The sequence below is a fragment of the Cronobacter sp. HA18006 genome (assembly GCF_011605445.1).
Lineage (GTDB): Bacteria > Pseudomonadota > Gammaproteobacteria > Enterobacterales > Enterobacteriaceae > Cronobacter > Cronobacter sakazakii.
In genome coordinates, this window is the sequence record NZ_JAANQB010000002.1 from 74,947 (window position 1) to 89,000 (window position 14,054).

15 protein-coding genes are annotated in these 14,054 nt (G+C 57.7%); 11 read left to right on the forward strand and 4 right to left on the reverse strand.

Translation table 11 applies throughout. From position 1 onward, the window contains the following. Positions 1-18: 18 nt before the first annotated feature. The 5 genes from tatA to G9X48_RS00770 all read left to right on the forward strand — a co-directional run bounded on the left by tatA (position 19) and on the right by G9X48_RS00770 (position 2,897). The gene (gene tatA, locus G9X48_RS00750) at positions 19-282 is read left to right on the forward strand and encodes a Sec-independent protein translocase subunit TatA (RefSeq protein WP_007704573.1); all 264 of its coding nucleotides are present in this window, start codon (positions 19-21) and stop codon (positions 280-282) included. Between the two features lie 3 nt (positions 283-285). After that, entirely contained in the window at positions 286-846 is a 561-nt protein-coding gene (gene tatB / locus G9X48_RS00755; protein WP_004385514.1) for a Sec-independent protein translocase protein TatB, read from the forward strand. A 1-nt stretch (position 847) separates the two neighbouring features. Further along, on the forward strand, positions 848-1,609 hold the full coding sequence (tatC, locus tag G9X48_RS00760) for a Sec-independent protein translocase subunit TatC (RefSeq protein WP_004385513.1): 762 nt from the start codon (positions 848-850) through the stop codon (positions 1,607-1,609). Between the two features lie 28 nt (positions 1,610-1,637). After that, positions 1,638-2,441 (forward strand): 3'-5' ssDNA/RNA exonuclease TatD, encoded by an 804-nt coding sequence (gene tatD / locus G9X48_RS00765; protein WP_171964758.1) that lies wholly within the window; start codon positions 1,638-1,640, stop codon positions 2,439-2,441. A gap of 123 nt (positions 2,442-2,564) precedes the next feature. Next, a complete protein-coding gene (locus G9X48_RS00770; protein WP_004385511.1) occupies positions 2,565-2,897 on the forward strand; it encodes a glycine zipper family protein in 333 nt (110 codons plus the stop codon). Between the two features lie 47 nt (positions 2,898-2,944). Here the strand turns inward: G9X48_RS00770 and rfaH are convergent, their stop codons facing one another. Next, positions 2,945-3,433, reverse strand: coding sequence for a transcription/translation regulatory transformer protein RfaH (rfaH, locus tag G9X48_RS00775; RefSeq protein WP_004385510.1), 489 nt, complete (start codon positions 3,431-3,433; stop codon positions 2,945-2,947). Between the two features lie 183 nt (positions 3,434-3,616). Between rfaH and ubiD the strand changes: the two genes are divergently transcribed. Beyond that, the gene (gene ubiD, locus G9X48_RS00780) at positions 3,617-5,101 is read left to right on the forward strand and encodes a 4-hydroxy-3-polyprenylbenzoate decarboxylase (protein WP_014729800.1); all 1,485 of its coding nucleotides are present in this window, start codon (positions 3,617-3,619) and stop codon (positions 5,099-5,101) included. A 45-nt stretch (positions 5,102-5,146) separates the two neighbouring features. Continuing rightward, positions 5,147-5,848: an NAD(P)H-flavin reductase gene (gene fre, locus G9X48_RS00785; RefSeq protein ID WP_004385507.1), complete on the forward strand. Its 702-nt coding sequence runs from the start codon at positions 5,147-5,149 to the stop codon at positions 5,846-5,848. A gap of 27 nt (positions 5,849-5,875) precedes the next feature. On the opposite strand, the gene G9X48_RS00790 is transcribed toward fre, so the two are convergent. The 3 genes from G9X48_RS00790 to fadB form a co-directional block, all read right to left on the reverse strand. Continuing rightward, positions 5,876-6,223, reverse strand: coding sequence for a hypothetical protein (locus G9X48_RS00790; RefSeq protein WP_004385506.1), 348 nt, complete (start codon positions 6,221-6,223; stop codon positions 5,876-5,878). Between the two features lie 135 nt (positions 6,224-6,358). After that, positions 6,359-7,522, reverse strand: coding sequence for an acetyl-CoA C-acyltransferase FadA (fadA, locus tag G9X48_RS00795; protein WP_054625291.1), 1,164 nt, complete (start codon positions 7,520-7,522; stop codon positions 6,359-6,361). Positions 7,523-7,532: 10 nt separating this feature from the next. Continuing rightward, positions 7,533-9,722: a fatty acid oxidation complex subunit alpha FadB gene (gene fadB / locus G9X48_RS00800; RefSeq protein ID WP_097641360.1), complete on the reverse strand. Its 2,190-nt coding sequence runs from the start codon at positions 9,720-9,722 to the stop codon at positions 7,533-7,535. Between the two features lie 189 nt (positions 9,723-9,911). On the opposite strand from fadB, the gene pepQ reads away from it, so the two are divergent. The 4 genes from pepQ to hemG are packed head-to-tail and all read left to right on the forward strand — an operon-like array spanning position 9,912 to position 13,889. Next, the gene (gene pepQ / locus G9X48_RS00805) at positions 9,912-11,243 is read left to right on the forward strand and encodes a Xaa-Pro dipeptidase (protein WP_014729798.1); all 1,332 of its coding nucleotides are present in this window, start codon (positions 9,912-9,914) and stop codon (positions 11,241-11,243) included. After that, positions 11,243-11,854 (forward strand): IMPACT family protein, encoded by a 612-nt coding sequence (locus G9X48_RS00810; protein WP_097641361.1) that lies wholly within the window; start codon positions 11,243-11,245, stop codon positions 11,852-11,854. Before pepQ ends, G9X48_RS00810 begins: the two co-directional genes overlap by 1 nt. 39 nt (positions 11,855-11,893) lie before the next feature. After that, a complete protein-coding gene (trkH, locus tag G9X48_RS00815) occupies positions 11,894-13,345 on the forward strand; it encodes a Trk system potassium transporter TrkH (RefSeq protein ID WP_012126021.1) in 1,452 nt (483 codons plus the stop codon). Between the two features lie 10 nt (positions 13,346-13,355). Further along, the gene (hemG, locus tag G9X48_RS00820; protein WP_097641362.1) at positions 13,356-13,889 is read left to right on the forward strand and encodes a menaquinone-dependent protoporphyrinogen IX dehydrogenase; all 534 of its coding nucleotides are present in this window, start codon (positions 13,356-13,358) and stop codon (positions 13,887-13,889) included. Positions 13,890-14,054: the final 165 nt, after the last annotated feature.

A 14,054-nucleotide genomic window follows, 5' to 3' on the forward strand; every position in this document is an offset into this window, starting at 1 on the left:
TGGTAACTGAGGAAATGTATGGGTGGCATCAGTATCTGGCAGTTATTGATTATCGCGGTTCTGGTTGTTCTGCTTTTTGGCACCAAAAAACTACGCTCGCTGGGCTCTGATCTTGGCGAATCCATCAAAGGCTTTAAAAAAGCGATGGGTGACGACGACAAACAAAAGCATCAACAGGATGCGGATTTCACCGCGCCTTCCGCGCAGGATAAACAAATCGGCGAAACCAAAAGCGACGTCACCGCTGACGACGCGAAAAAACGTGATAAAGAGCAGGTGTAATCCGTGTTTGATATTGGTTTTGGCGAACTGCTGCTGGTTTTTGTTATCGGGCTTATCGTGCTGGGGCCGCAGCGTTTGCCTGTGGCTGTCCGCACGGTTGCAGGCTGGGTTCGTGCGCTGCGATCGCTTGCAACCACCGTGCAGAATGAACTGACCCAGGAGCTTAAGCTTCAGGAGTTTCAGGAAAGCCTGAAGAAAGTGGAAAAAGCGAGCATCGATAATCTGACGCCAGAGCTGAAAGCGTCGATGGACGAACTGCGCGAAGCGGCGGAATCGATGAAGCGGTCTTACAGCGTTAACGATCCGGAAAAAGCGAGCGACGACGCCCACACCATTCATAATCCGCTGGTGAAAGGCAACGAAGCGCAGCATGAAGGCGTTACGCCAGCGAAAGCTGAGCATCAGGCGCAGTCACCTGCGCAGAAGCCTGTGACGGAGACGGCGCACGCGGAAGAGACCGGGGCAGCGCCTGTCGAGCCTGAAAATGGCGTTGATACGTCGCCGGACGCGTCCGCCAGCACGCGGAAACCTGAAGCCGCATCCACCGTGAGTGATAAATCCTGACATGGCTGTTGAAGATACCCAACCCCTAATCAGTCATCTGATTGAACTGCGTAAGCGACTGCTGAACTGCATCGTCGCGGTGCTGGTGATTTTTCTGGCGCTGGTTTACTTCGCCAACGATATCTATCAGCTGGTTGCTGCACCGCTGATAAGCCAGATGCCGCACGGCGCCAGCATGATTGCCACCGACGTGGCGTCGCCGTTTTTCACGCCTATCAAGCTGACCATGATGGTGTCGGTGATCCTCTCCGCACCGGTGATTTTGTATCAGGTCTGGGCGTTTGTCGCCCCGGCGCTGTACAAGCATGAGCGACGCCTGATTATCCCGCTGCTGGTTTCCAGTACGCTGCTGTTTTATATCGGTATGGCCTTCGCCTATTTCGTGGTGTTCCCGCTGGCGTTCGGCTTCTTAACGAAAACCGCGCCTGTCGGCGTTGTGGTGTCGACCGATATCACCAGCTATCTCGATTTCGTCATGGCGCTGTTTATGGCCTTCGGCGTGTCGTTTGAAGTGCCGGTCGCTATCGTCTTGCTGTGCTGGATGGGCGTGACCACGCCGCAGGACTTGCGTGCCAAACGCCCGTATGTGCTGGTCGGCGCGTTCGTCGTCGGCATGCTGCTCACGCCGCCGGATGTGTTCTCGCAAACGCTGCTGGCGATACCGATGTACTGCCTGTTTGAAGTCGGGATTTTCTTCTCGCGCTTTTACGTCGGTAAACGGCGTCCGCGAGAGCAGGATGCCGAAGAAGAAGCAGAAGAATAACGTAACCGCCCGTCAGGGCGGTTTTCATATGGAAAGCGCAATGTTTGATATTGGCCTGAATATAACCAGCTCTCAGTTTGACCATGACAGGGATGAGATGATTGCCCGCGCCCGTGCGGCAGGCGTCAGCAATATGCTCTTTACCGGCACGTCGCTTGAGGAAAGCGAAAAGGCTTGCGCGTTCGCCAGGCGTTACGAGGGCTGCTGGTCGACCGCGGGCGTTCACCCGCACGACGCCAGTACCTGGAATGATGAGAGCGCGGCGCGGCTGCGTGCGCTCGCAGGAGAGGCGCAGGTCGTGGCGATTGGCGAATGCGGGCTCGATTTCAACCGGAATTTTTCAACGCCAGCCGAACAGGAGCATGCCTTTACAGAACAGTTGCGGCTGGCGGCAGAGCTGGCGCTGCCGGTGTTTTTGCACTGTCGCGATGCCCATGCGCGCTTTCTGGCGCTGCTCGAACCGTGGCTCGATAAACTGCCGGGCGCGGTACTGCACTGCTTTACCGGCACCGAACAGGAGGCGCGGGAGACACTGGCACGCGGGCTTTACCTCGGTATTACCGGCTGGGTTTGCGACGAGCGTCGCGGGCTTGAACTACGCGCCCTGCTGCCGGTTATTCCCGCCGATCGCCTGCTGCTGGAAACAGACGCGCCTTATCTGCTGCCTCGGGATCTCGCCCCCAGGCCAAAATCGCGTCGCAACGAGCCATGCTGGCTGCCGCATATTCTTAAGCAAGTCGCTCAGTGGCGCGGTGAAGATCCCGCCTGGCTTGAGGCCACGACGGATGCCAATGCCGCACGGCTGTTTCTGAAAAACGCGTCGCCTGCGTAACGCTGCCTGCTGAAACCGGCAGAGTGTGGATTTTTGCACGCTGCTGGTGCCTTTCCCTCTCAAAGCCCGGTGATATGCTTCCCGCCGGGGATTTCCCCTGTATTACACAGCTGAGGGACAATAATGAAAAAGACAATTACGGGCATTGTGACACTGATGCTGCTCACCAGCGCGCCGGTGATGGCGATGGATAAAACGGCGACCGGCGCGGTGCTTGGCGCGACAGCGGGTGCCATTGCAGGCAAAGATGTCAAAAGCGCCGTGGGCGGCGCGGTCATTGGCGCAGGCACCGGCGCGATGCTGAAAAAGGGCGATAAAGGCAAAGCGGCGCGTAAAGGTGGCGTTGCGGGTGCGGTCGTGGGCGCGGGCGTTGCCGCGGCAACCGGGAAAAGCGTGCTGAAAGGCGCAGCGGTTGGCGCAGGCGCGGGCGGCGTTATTGGCGAAGCGACGCACTAATGACAAACGGCGGCACTGAGCCGCCGTTTTGCTGTCTGCGTTGTGCCTCAGACTTTACGAAATTCGGTGTTCTTCACGCTTTGCAGCACCTGCTTGTTCAGCAAATTCAGCAGCAACATAGAACGGGCTTCGCCATCGGGCTCGGTAAAAATTGCCTGCAACCCTTCAAACGCGCCTTCGGTAATCACCACCAGATCGCCGGTATGCGGCGTATCCGGATCAGTCACGTTTTCCGGGTGCCAGTCGAGCAACTGCTCGATGACCGTCTGCGGCACCACGGCCGGGTGCGAACCAAAACGAACGAAATGGCTGACGCCGCGGGTGGAGCTTATCGTCGTGGTATGAATATCTTCCGGGTCAAAGCGAACGAAAAGGTAGTTCGGAAACAGCGGCTCGCTGACGGAGGTGCGTCTGCCTCGTACCATTTTTTCAAGCGTAATCATTGGCGTAAGGCAGTTCACCGACTGTCGTTCAAGGTGCTCTTTAGCGCGCTGAAGCTGCCCGCGTTTACAGTACAGTAAATACCAGGATTGCATAATGACTCTTCTTACATGGCCGGACGCGCCAGCATAACAAAACCACCTCAGGATCGCTAAGGGCATTATACCGCGCAGTGCTATAGCCTGTGGTGGTGATTCACGTTAATTTAACAAAATTACGGCATGCCTGCGGCGAACACCGTATAATAAAAAGCTTATTTTAAAGCCACGAATAACTGCATGAAATACCACGACCTACGCGATTTTCTGGCGCTGCTGGAGCAGCAAGGCGAACTCAAGCGCATTACATTGCCTGTCGATCCTTACCTGGAGATGACGGAAATAGCCGACCGCACATTGCGCGCGGGTGGCCCGGCGCTGCTGTTTGAGAACCCGAAAGGCCATACCATGCCGGTGCTCTGCAACCTGTTTGGCACGCCGAAACGCGTGGCGATGGGTATGGGGCAGGAGGATATCTCCGCGCTGCGTGAAGTCGGCAAGTTGCTGGCGTTCCTGAAAGAGCCGGAGCCGCCGCGCGGTTTCCGCGATCTCTTCGACAAGCTGCCGCAGTTTAAGCAAGTGCTGAACATGCCGACGAAGCGCCTGCGTAACGCGCCTTGCCAGGAGAAAGTGTGGCAGGGCGATGAGGTCGACCTGAACCGCATTCCCATCATGCAGTGCTGGCCGGATGACGCCGCGCCGCTTATTACGTGGGGCCTGACGGTCACTCGCGGCCCGCATAAAGAGCGCCAGAATCTGGGTATCTATCGCCAGCAGTTAATCGGCAAAAACAAACTCATTATGCGCTGGCTGTCGCATCGCGGCGGCGCGCTCGATTTCCAGGAGTGGTGCCAGGCGCATCCGGGCGAACGCTTCCCGGTCGCTGTCGCGCTGGGCGCTGACCCGGCGACGATTCTTGGTGCGGTGACGCCGGTGCCGGATACGCTCTCCGAATATGCGTTTGCGGGCCTGCTGCGCGGCACCAAAACCGAAGTGGTGAAGTGTCTTTCTAACGACCTTGAGATCCCGGCCAGCGCTGAAATCGTGCTGGAAGGGTATATTGAACCCGGCGAAATGGCACCGGAAGGCCCGTATGGCGATCACACCGGTTACTATAATGAGATAGATAATTTCCCGGTCTTTACCGTGACGCATGTGACGCAGCGTGAAAACGCGATTTATCACTCGACCTATACGGGCCGCCCGCCAGATGAACCTGCGGTGCTGGGCGTGGCGCTCAATGAAGTGCTGGTGCCCATCCTGCAAAAACAGTTCCCGGAGATCGTGGATTTCTATCTTCCGCCGGAAGGGTGCTCGTACCGGCTTGCCGTGGTCACAATGCGCAAGCAGTACGCGGGCCACGCGAAGCGCGTGATGATGGGCGTCTGGTCATTCCTGCGCCAGTTCATGTATACCAAGTTCGTGATCGTTTGTGATGATGACATTAACGCGCGCGACTGGAACGATGTGATCTGGGCGATCACCACGCGCATGGATCCGGCGCGCGACACGGTGATGGTGGAGAACACGCCGATCGATTATCTGGATTTCGCCTCGCCGGTATCGGGACTTGGCTCCAAAATGGGCCTCGACGCGACCAACAAATGGCCGGGCGAAACGCAGCGCGAGTGGGGAACCCCCATCAAGAAAGATCCCAGCGTGACGGCGCGTATCGACGCCATCTGGGATGAGCTCGCTATTTTTCATGACGGAAAAGGCGCCTGACGCGCCGCCGTTGCAGTTGCATTATTGACCCGACAGAGGGAACGCATGACAACCTTAAGCTGTAAAGTGACCTCGGTAGAAGCCATCACGGATACCGTTTATCGCGTTCGTTTAGTGCCGGAAGCGGCCTTTTCGTTTCGCGCAGGTCAGTACCTGATGGTGGTAATGGATGAGCGGGACAAGCGCCCTTTTTCTATGGCCTCCACGCCGGATGAGCAGGGCTTTATCGAACTGCATATCGGCGCGTCGGAACTTAACCTCTACGCGATGGCGGTGATGGATCGCATTCTCAAAGAGCGTGAAATCGTGGTCGATATTCCGCATGGTGACGCCTGGCTGCGCGACGACGAAGAGCGTCCGCTGATCCTGATTGCCGGTGGGACGGGCTTCTCCTACGCGCGTTCGATTCTGCTGACGGCGCTGGCGCGCAACCCGAATCGCGATATCACGATTTACTGGGGCGGCCGCGAAGAGAAACATCTTTACGATTTGTCAGAGCTGGAAGCGCTGTCGGTTGACCACCCGAACCTGAAGATTGTTCCGGTGGTCGAGCAGCCGGATGAGACGTGGCGCGGTCGCAGCGGCACGGTACTGACGGCAGTGATGCAGGATTTCGGTACGCTTGCCGGACACGATATCTACATCGCGGGACGTTTCGAGATGGCGAAGATCGCCCGCGACCTGTTCTGCAATGAGCGCGGCGCGCGCGAAGACCGCCTGTTCGGCGACGCCTTTGCGTTTATCTGAGTCGTGTCCGCATAACGCCAGCCCTGTTTACGGGCTGGCGGCAATCTCCTTTCCTGACCAGACATATAACGGTTTATCGTTTTCCAGCAGGCAAAGCAGCGTAATGTTTTTGCGCACTGGATGATCGAGCTTCGCGGTGAGCTGGGTCGCGATATGCTGTTGGCCGACGTTTTCGTCATACCGTTCCACCACCACGCTTTCCGGTACAACGCGCGATTCAGTCAGGACTTTTTGCATATACGCGTGATCCTGCCATGTGTTGATAAGCGAGGTCAGGCAGCGCTGCGCCAGCGTCTCCTCTGACAGCTCTGCCCGTGCAGAAGTGGTGCAAAAAAGCGCAGCGGCAAGCGGCGCGAAGATAAAGCATCCCTTCATGGTTTTCCCTGAAGTGTAGAGTCGTTAAAAAAGCCTGGCACAAATGTGGAAAATAAAAAACCCGCCCCTGACAGGCGGGAAGAACGGCAACTAAACTTTTCACCAATGCGCCTGATACCAGGCGCGTTGTCTGACTCACACCCGCTCAAAGACCGTCGCGATGCCCTGGCCCAGGCCGATACACATCGTGGCAAGGCCAAGCTCGGCGTCACGGCGTTCCATCAGGTTAATCAGCGTGGTGCTGATACGTGCGCCGGAGCAGCCAAGCGGGTGGCCGAGCGCTATCGCGCCGCCGTTAAGGTTGATCTTCTCGTCGATCTGCTCCATGAGGCCCAGATCTTTAATGCAGGGCAGGATCTGCGCGGCAAAGGCTTCGTTCATCTCAAACAGATCGATATCGCTCGCGGTCAGACCGGCTTTTTTCAGCGCCAGCCTGGAGGCGGGCACCGGACCGTAACCCATAATCGACGGATCGCAGCCCACTACCGCCATTGAGCGAATGCGCGCGCGCGGCGTCAGGCCGAGTTCGCGGGCGCGCGATTCGCTCATGACCAGCATCGCCGCCGCGCCGTCGGAGAGCGCTGACGAGGTGCCCGCCGTGACCGTACCGTTTGCCGGGTCGAACGCCGGTTTCAGCTGCGACAGCCCTTCGGCGGTGGTTTCCGGGCGGATCACTTCGTCAAAGTCGTAGCGCTTAAGCACGCCGTCGGCGTCGTGGCCGCTGGTCGGAATGATTTCCTGTTTAAAATGCCCGGCCTGTGTGGCGGCCCAGGCGCGCTGATGCGAGCGAGCGGCAAAAGCGTCCTGCATTTCACGGCTGATGCCGTGCATACGTGAAAGCATCTCCGCCGTCAGCCCCATCATGCCCGCCGCTTTCGCGACGTTACGGCTTAAACCCGGATGAAAATCGACGCCGTGGTTCATCGGCACATGGCCCATGTGTTCCACGCCGCCCACCAGACAAACGCTGGCATCGCCGGTCATGATCATCCGCGCGGCGTCGTGCAGCGCCTGCATTGACGAACCGCATAGACGGTTGACCGTCACAGCGGGCACGCTGTGCGGAATTTCCGCCAGCAGCGCGGCGTTGCGGGCGATGTTAAAACCCTGCTCCAGCGTCTGCTGCACGCAGCCCCAGTAGATGTCGTCGATAGCGCTGGCTTCCAGTTGCGGGTTACGCGACAGCAGGCTGCGCATCAGGTGTGCGGAGAGATCTTCTGCCCGCACCTGACGGAACGCGCCGCCTTTGGAACGGCCCATCGGGGTGCGGATAGCATCAACAATTACAACCTTTTCCATTCGTCACTCCTTAAGCCGTTTGCAGTTCGCCCACCGGTTGGGCGGGTTCAACCTGGGGATAATAAGGCGCATTGTGGCTCGCTTTATCGCGAAGCCCCGCCGGCGCTTCATAAAGCGGGCCGAGATGCTGATAGTGCTGTGCCATATCGAGGTATTTCGCGCTGCCCTGCGTATCCAGCCAGCGGAACGCGCCGCCGTGGAACGGCGGGAAGCCGAGACCGTAGACCAGCGCCATATCCGCCTCGGCCGGGCTTGCGATAATGCCTTCTTCCAGGCAGCGCACCACTTCGTTGACCATCGGAATCATCATGCGCGCCACGATCTCTTCATCGCTGAACGCGCGCTTCGGCTGGCTCACTTCGGCAAGCAGGCTATCCACCGCGTCATCCGGCACTTTGCGCGGTTTGCCTTTGCTGTCTTCCTGATAGGCATAGAAACCTTTACCGTTTTTCTGTCCGAAGCGACCAGCGTCAAACAGCGCGTCGATAGCATCGCGGTAATCTTTTTGCATGCGCTGCGGGAAGCCCGCCGCCATCACGGCCTGCGCGTGATGCGCGGTGTCGATGCCGACAACATCCAGCAGATACGCCGGGCCCATCGGCCAGCCGAACTGTTTCTCCATCACTTTGTCTATCTGGCGGAAATCAGCGCCGTCGCGCAGCAGCTGGCTGAAACCGGCAAAGTAGGGGAACAGCACGCGGTTAACGAAGAAGCCAGGGCAGTCATTCACCACAATCGGCGTTTTGCCCATTTTGCTGGCCCAGGCCACCACTTTCGCAATTGTGGCGTCGGAGGTTTTCTCGCCGCGGATCACTTCAACGAGCGGCATACGGTGCACCGGGTTAAAGAAGTGCATGCCGCAGAAATTTTCCGGGCGCTTCAGCACGCTTGCCAGCTCGCTGATAGGAATCGTTGAGGTATTGGAGGCAATCACGGTATCCGGGCGGACTTTTTCTTCGGTTTCCGCCAGCACCGCTTTTTTCACTTTTGGGTTTTCGACCACCGCCTCGACGACCACGTCAGCGCGCTCAAAGCCGGCGTAATCCAGCGTCGGATGGATGGTGGCGATAACGCCTGCGAGCTTCAGCCCGTCGATTTTGCCGCGCTCCAGCTGTTTATTCAGCAGCTTGCTGGCTTCGCTGATGCCGAGCGTCAGTGATTTCTCATTAATGTCTTTCATAATGACCGGCACGCCTTTCCAGGCGGACTGGTAAGCGATGCCGCCGCCCATAATGCCTGCGCCCAGTACCGCGGCATGTTTCGGCGTCTCGGTCTCTTTGGTCAGTTTTTTCGCAAGGCCTTTGACGTACTGGTCGTTTAAAAAGATGCCGACCAGCGCGCGTGCTTCGCTGGAGCGCGCCAGCGGCACAAAGCTTTTATTCTCCAGCGCCAGTGCTTCATCACGGCCCAGCCCTGCGGCCGCTTCGATGGTTTTCACCGCCGTCATCGGTGCCGGGTAGTGTTTGCCCGCGGTCTGCATCACCATGCCTTTGGCGATAGTAAAGCTCATAGTCGCTTCGATTTTACTTAAGCGCAGCGGTTCAAGCTTCGGCTGGCGGCGGGCTTGCCAGTCGAGCTCGCCGTCGATGGCCTGGCGCAGCATACGCAGCGCGCCCTCGATCAGTTTTTCCGGTTTCACGACCGCATCAACCAGGCCCACTTTGAGCGCCGCGTCGGCGGTGATGTCTTTACCGGCCGCGATGATTTCCAGCGCGCTGTCAGCACCCAGCAGGCGCGGCAGGCGTACCGAGCCGCCAAAGCCTGGCATGATGCCAAGTTTGGTTTCCGGCAGGCCGATACGGGCGTCCGGCGTGGCGAGACGGAAATCGGTCGCCAGCACGCATTCACAGCCGCCGCCTAACGCGTAGCCGTTAATGGCGCAAAGGGTCGGCACCGGTAGATCTTCAAGACGGTTAAATACGCTGTTGGCAAAGTGCAGCCACTGGCTTAATTGCTCAGCTGGCACCTGGAACAGCGAGAGGAATTCGGTAATGTCAGCGCCGGCGATAAACGCGGCTTTTTCCGAGCGCAGCAGCAGGGCTTTGAGATCGTGCTGTTTTTCCAGCACATCAAGCGCGTGGCCGAGGCTTGCTACGGTCGCGGTATCAAGCTTATTCACCGAGCCGGGGGCATCGAACACCAGTTCGGCAATGCCGTCTTCCAGCCAGTTAAGGTACAGGGTGTCGCCTTTGTAGAGCATGTCGGTCTCCTGAATCCAGCAAGGGGATCTGGTCGTACCAGATGAAGCGGAGTGTGGAGTTGATGTTAATGAAATGCAAATTACTGTTTAAATATTTGCAAACGCGATCACGGATGGTGGAAAACGCTCAGGGAATAAACCGGTGTGCTAAGATGCCGGAGTTGAGAGCTCAAACTTTAAAGGTAAAGTATGGATTCGCTGACCACCCTCTATAAAAATCATCTGGATACGCTCCAGGAGCGTACCCGCAACGTGCTTGCCCGCTTTAATCTGGACGCGCTGCTTATCCACTCCGGGGAGCTGTTTAACGTCTTTTTAGACGATCATCCCTATCCGTTTAAGGTGAATCCGCAGTTCAAAGCGTGGGTGCCGGTGACGCAGGTGCCAAACTGCTGGTTGCTGGTGGATGGCGTGAACAAGCCGAAGCTGTGGTTTTATCTGCCGGTGGATTACTGGCATAACGTCGAGCCGCTGCCGAGCGCGTTCTGGACGGAAGAGATAGACATTATCGCGCTGCCGAAAGCCGATGACATCGGCGGTCAGCTGCCTGCCGCGCGTGGCAACATAGCCTATATCGGCCCGGTGCCGGAACGCGCGCTGAAGTTGGACGTCCCTGCGGATAAAATTAACCCTAAAGGCGTGATTGATTATCTGCATTTCTACCGCGCGTATAAGACGGATTACGAGCTGGCCTGCATGCGTGAAGCGCAGAAGACGGCAGTTAATGGCCACCGCGCCGCGCATGAGGCGTTTCTGTCCGGCATGAGCGAGTTTGATATTAACCTCGCGTACCTGACCGCGACCGGCCATCGCGATACCGATGTGCCTTACAGCAATATCGTGGCGCTTAATGAGCACGCCGCCGTGCTGCATTACACCCGGCTCGATCACCGCGCGCCGTCTGAGATGCGCAGCTTCCTGCTGGACGCGGGCGCCGAATATAACGGTTATGCGGCCGATTTAACCCGCACCTGGGCGGCCGACGGCGACAGCGATTTCGCCGCCCTGATTAAAGACGTGAATGAAGAACAGCTGGCGCTGATTGGCACCATGAAAGCGGGCGTCAGTTATATCGACTACCACATTCAGTTCCATCAGCGCATCGCGAAGCTGCTGCGCCGTCATCAGATTGTCACGGACATCAGCGAAGAAGCAATGGTGGAAGCCGACATTACCGGGCCGTTTATGCCGCACGGTATCGGGCATCCGCTGGGCTTGCAGGTGCATGATGTCGCGGGCTTTATGCAGGACGATACCGGCACGCATCTGGCTGCACCGGCGAAATATCCGTATCTGCGCTGCACGCGCGTATTGCAGCCGCGTATGGTGCTGACGATTGAGCCGGGGATTTACTTTATTGAGTCGCTGCTGGCGCCGTGGCGCGAGGGCCCGTTCAGCAAGCACTTCAACTGGCAGAAAATCGAGGCGCTGAAGCCGTTCGGCGGTATCCGTATTGAGGATAACGTGGTGATTCACGAGCACGGCGTGGAAAACATGACCCGGGATCTGAAGCTCGCCTGATGGAGAGTTGGCCTGTTCCGGCCTCGCCGGTGATCTTTACGGAAGAGATCAAAAAGAGCCGCTTTATTACGTTGCTCGACCATACCGAGGGCGTGGAAGCGGCCAAAGCGTTCGTTGCGCAGGCGCGCGCCGATTACCCGGATGCCCGGCATTATTGTCAGGCGTGGGTAGCGGGCGCGCCCGATGATTCGCAGCAACTCGGGTTCTCGGACGACGGTGAACCGGCGGGCACGGCCGGAAAACCGATGCTGGCGCAGCTGATGGGCAGCGGCGTCGGCGAGATTACCGCCGTGGTGGTGCGCTACTTCGGCGGCATCAAGCTTGGCACCGGCGGGCTGGTCAAAGCCTATGGTGGCGGCGTTCAACAGGCGTTAACGCGGCTTGAAACGACACTCAAAGTGACGCTGACGGAATATACTTTGCTGTGCGATTACGCGCAGCTCGCGGGTGTGGAAGGGCTGCTCGGTCAGTTTAACGGCAAGGTGGTGGAAAGCGCGTTTCAGGCCAATGTGGCGTTGCGCGTGGCGCTTCCGCATACGCAGGTGGCGGCTTTTTCGGCAAAGCTTGCCGACTTTAGCCGTGGTGCATTGCATTTGTTGTCGGTTGAATAATAATCCTCTCCTTCATTTTGATTCCAAAGGAAACGGCAGATGCATTTTCGCGCCATTACCCGAATCGTTGGTCTACTGGTTATCCTGTTTTCCGGGACAATGATCATTCCCGGCCTGGTAGCCCTGCTATACCGCGACGGCGCGGGACGCGCTTTCACTCAAACCTTTTTTGTCGCGCTGGCTATCGGCGCGGCGCTCTGGTGGCCGAACCGTCATCAGAAGCGCGAGCTGAAATCGCGCGAAGGGTTTCTTATCGTCGTGCTCTTCTGGACGGTGCTGGGCAGCGTCGGTGCGTTGCCGTTTATCTTTTCCGAGCGGCCAAACCTCACCATTACGGACGCCTTTTTCGAATCCTTTTCTGGGCTGACCACCACGGGCGCGACGACGCTGGTGGGCCTTGATTCTCTGCCGCATGCCATTCTTTTTTATCGCCAGATGCTGCAATGGTTCGGCGGGATGGGGATCATCGTGCTGGCGGTGGCGATTCTGCCTATTCTCGGCGTCGGTGGGATGCAGCTATACCGCGCTGAAATGCCGGGGCCGCTCAAAGACAACAAAATGCGCCCGCGTATTGCCGAAACGGCGAAAACGCTGTGGCTGATATATGTCTTGCTGACGGTGGCGTGCGCGCTGGCGCTGTGGTTTGCCGGAATGCCCGCGTTTGATGCGATTGGCCACAGCTTTGCCACTATCGCTATCGGCGGGTTCTCCACGCATGACGCAAGCGTGGGGTATTTCGCCAGCCCGACCATTAACACCATCATTGCTATCTTTTTGCTGATCTCCGGCTGTAACTACGGCCTGCACTTTTCGCTGCTCAGCGGGCGTAGCCTGAAGGTCTATTCCCGCGACCCGGAATTTCGCATGTTTATCGGCGTGCAGCTGACGCTGGTCTTTATCTGTACGCTGGTGCTCTGGTTCCACGATACCTACGATTCGGCGATAACGACGCTCAACCAGGCGTTTTTCCAGGTGGTGTCGATGGCGACGACCGCAGGCTTTACGACGGACAGCATCGCGAAGTGGCCGCTCTTCCTGCCGGTGTTGTTGCTCTGCTCGGCGTTTATTGGCGGCTGCGCGGGTTCAACCGGCGGCGGTCTCAAGGTTATTCGTATTCTGCTGCTCTTTAAACAGGGCAACCGCGAGCTGAAAAGACTGGTCCACCCGAACGCGGTCTACAGTATTAAGCTTGGCAACCGCGCGTTGCCGGAACGTATCCTCGAAGCGGTGTGGGGATTTTTCTCGGCGTATGCGCTGGTGTTTCTGGTCAGCATGCTGGCGATTATCGCGACCGGCGTGGACGACTTCTCGGCATTCGCCTCTGTGGTGGCGACGCTCAATAACCTTGGGCCTGGTCTTGGCGTCGTGGCGGATAACTTCGCCAGTATGAATCCCGTCGCTAAGTGGATACTCATTGCCAATATGCTTTTCGGGCGTCTGGAGGTGTTTACGCTTCTGGTGCTGTTCACCCCGACTTTCTGGCGCGAATAAGGAGATAAATGTGAAAACCTTAATTCTGTTTTCCACCCGCGACGGACAAACGCGCGAAATCGCTTTTTATATCGCGTCCCAGCTACAGGAAATGGGCGAGGCGGTGGATGTGGTTAACCTGCATCGCGCCGAAGTGCCAGACTGGACGCAATATAAGAAGGTGGTGATAGGCGCGTCGATTCGCTACGGCCATTTTCACCCGACGCTGGACGCGTTTGTGAAGCAGTATCAACAGGCGCTTAATGCGCTGCCGGGCGCGTTCTTTTCGGTAAACCTTGTGGCGCGTAAGCCAGAGAAGCGCACACCGCAGACCAACAGCTATACGCGCAAGTTTCTGTTGAACTCGCCGTGGCAGCCTGATCATTGCGCTGTCTTTGCAGGCGCGCTGCGTTATCCGCGTTATCGCTGGTTTGACCGCTTCATGATTCGCCTGATTATGAAAATGACAGGCGGGGAAACCGATACGTCAAAAGAGGTGGTCTACACGGACTGGCCTCAGGTGGCCCTTTTTGCGCAGGAAATCGCCCGTCTGAGCCGCGATTAGTATCATTTTCCGGCGCATTGCCTGGAAATTAAGCGAACGAAAAGTTTTTTGAAATTAGGGGTTGTCAGGCGGAAAGAACTCCCTATAATGCGCCTCCACTGACACGGCACAACGGCAAACGAGCCGGCCCGTCAGGCAGACGAAAGCGAAAATAAACGCTTGACT

Coding starts and splice junctions, on each gene's coding strand:
- G9X48_RS00770 (WP_004385511.1), top strand. CDS start 2,565: ATGAAAAAGACAATTACGGGCATTGTGACACTGATGCTGCTCACCAGC.
- tatC (WP_004385513.1), top strand. CDS start 848: ATGGCTGTTGAAGATACCCAACCCCTAATCAGTCATCTGATTGAACTG.
- fadB (WP_097641360.1), bottom strand. CDS start 9,722: ATGCTCTACAAAGGCGACACCCTGTACCTTAACTGGCTGGAAGACGGC.
- G9X48_RS00810 (WP_097641361.1), top strand. CDS start 11,243: ATGGAGAGTTGGCCTGTTCCGGCCTCGCCGGTGATCTTTACGGAAGAG.
- pepQ (WP_014729798.1), top strand. CDS start 9,912: ATGGATTCGCTGACCACCCTCTATAAAAATCATCTGGATACGCTCCAG.
- ubiD (WP_014729800.1), top strand. CDS start 3,617: ATGAAATACCACGACCTACGCGATTTTCTGGCGCTGCTGGAGCAGCAA.
- tatA (WP_007704573.1), top strand. CDS start 19: ATGGGTGGCATCAGTATCTGGCAGTTATTGATTATCGCGGTTCTGGTT.
- rfaH (WP_004385510.1), bottom strand. CDS start 3,433: ATGCAATCCTGGTATTTACTGTACTGTAAACGCGGGCAGCTTCAGCGC.
- fadA (WP_054625291.1), bottom strand. CDS start 7,522: ATGGAAAAGGTTGTAATTGTTGATGCTATCCGCACCCCGATGGGCCGT.
- trkH (WP_012126021.1), top strand. CDS start 11,894: ATGCATTTTCGCGCCATTACCCGAATCGTTGGTCTACTGGTTATCCTG.
- G9X48_RS00790 (WP_004385506.1), bottom strand. CDS start 6,223: ATGAAGGGATGCTTTATCTTCGCGCCGCTTGCCGCTGCGCTTTTTTGC.
- fre (WP_004385507.1), top strand. CDS start 5,147: ATGACAACCTTAAGCTGTAAAGTGACCTCGGTAGAAGCCATCACGGAT.
- tatD (WP_171964758.1), top strand. CDS start 1,638: ATGGAAAGCGCAATGTTTGATATTGGCCTGAATATAACCAGCTCTCAG.